This is a genomic window from Methylobacterium sp. J-072 (genome assembly GCF_022829425.1).
GTDB lineage: Bacteria > Pseudomonadota > Alphaproteobacteria > Rhizobiales > Beijerinckiaceae > Methylobacterium.
The window spans coordinates 1-1,053 of record NZ_JAKSYK010000212.1; the positions used below are offsets into that span (position 1 = coordinate 1).

Genomic DNA, 1,053 nt, shown 5'->3' on the forward strand with positions numbered 1-1,053 from the left:
TAGAGCGTCGTCCTAGAAATCAGACTCGTGGGTTGCGGCTGGGCTGTCGAACTGATTCGCTTGTGCGAGGAGGAGGATCATGGGCGGCTGCTATTCATTGGACCTTCGCGAGCGGATCACTGGGTTTGTCGGGAACGGCGGCTCGCGGCGTGCCGCAGCACGGCAGTTTGCGGTCAGCGCGAGTTGCGCGATCAAGCTGGCCAGACGCCGCGCTCGGACCGGATCGGTGGCGCCCGCGCGTCAGGGGCGGCCCAAGGGCAGCGGCAAGCTGGAGCCGGTGGCCGACTTCCTGATCGCAGCGGTGGAGGCCACGCCCGACCTCACCATGCCGGAACTGGCCGAGCGGCTGCTGGCCGAGCACGGCGTGACGGCGACGCCGGCCATGCTGTCACGCTTCCTCTGCCAGCGCGGTTTTACATATAAAAAAAGCCCTGATGGCGGCCGAGCGCGGACGCGCGCCCATCCCTGAAGATCGTCACGAGTGGCGCACCAAACGCCTCCCGATGATGCGCTCCGCCTGCCACCGCCTCGTCTTCCTCGACGAGACGTCCGTCACGACCAAGATGACCCGCCTGCGCGGGCGCAGCCGCAAGGGTAGGCGGCTGCACGCCAAGGCACCGTTCGGTCACTGGGGCACGCAGACCTTCATCGCCGGCCTGCGCTGCGACCGCCTGAGCGCGCCCTGGGTGATCGACAAGGCGATGAACCGGGCTGCCTTCGAGACCTACGTCGAAACCCAGCTCGCCCCGACCCTGAACAAGGGCGACGTCGTCATCCTCGATAACCTCGCGGTTCATAAGAGTCCCAAGGCCGCCGCCTGCTTGAGGGAGCGCGGTGCTTGGTTCCTGTTCCTCCCGCCCTACTCACCCGACCTCAACCCGATCGAGCAAGCCTTCGCCAAGCTCAAGGCCCACCTGCGCAAGGCCAAGGCCCGCACCTTCGACGCTCTCTGGCGAGCCATCGGCGACATCTGCGGCTTGTTCGAGCCCCAAGAGTGCTGGAACTTCCTCAAGGACAAGGGATATGCGTCCAATTAAGTGGACGACGCTCTAG

At 65.8% G+C, this 1,053-nt stretch carries 1 protein-coding gene; it reads left to right on the forward strand.

Going from position 1 to position 1,053, the window contains the following annotated elements:
* The first annotated feature begins 79 nt into the window (after window positions 1–79).
* Window positions 80–1,037 (forward strand): IS630 family transposase gene (locus MKK67_RS28100; RefSeq protein ID WP_243971747.1). Its coding sequence is split into 2 segments (ribosomal slippage): window positions 80–430 and window positions 432–1,037, totalling 957 coding nucleotides; the frame shifts between segments, so codons are not numbered across the junction.
* Window positions 1,038–1,053 lie beyond the last annotated feature (16 nt).